This is a genomic window from Vibrio sp. T20 (assembly GCF_007858795.1).
In the GTDB taxonomy this organism is placed as follows: domain Bacteria; phylum Pseudomonadota; class Gammaproteobacteria; order Enterobacterales; family Vibrionaceae; genus Vibrio; species Vibrio satsumensis.
This window is the reverse complement of the sequence record NZ_VFEB01000085.1, coordinates 1-297: the sequence shown is the minus strand read 5'-3', so window position 1 is coordinate 297 and position 297 is coordinate 1. Positions and strand designations below refer to the sequence as shown.

Here is a 297-nt window from a genome sequence, read left to right as displayed (position 1 = left end):
CCCGACAGCGTCAAAATCGCACCCACGATACACAATGGTACCGTCAGCAAGATGATCCTTGGGTCGACAACGCTTTCAAACTGCGCCGCCAAGATCAAGAAGATGAAAATCAACGCCAATACGAACAGCACTTGTTCGCCCGCGGTTGAATCAACCAGATCTTTAACTACACCATTGAACTCGTAGCTCTGAGCAGGTTTCAACAGGCTTGGTACCGTGTCATCAATGTATGCCTTCACGTCGCTCGCCGTATATCCGGGCATCAAGTCCGCGGTGATTTCAGCGCTGTCTTTACCC

General features: G+C 50.8%; 1 protein-coding gene. It reads right to left on the bottom strand.

The genetic code is table 11. The features are described from left to right. On the bottom strand, window positions 1-297 hold a 297-nt coding region (locus FTW16_RS08390; RefSeq protein ID WP_146490677.1), incomplete at both ends, for an efflux RND transporter permease subunit.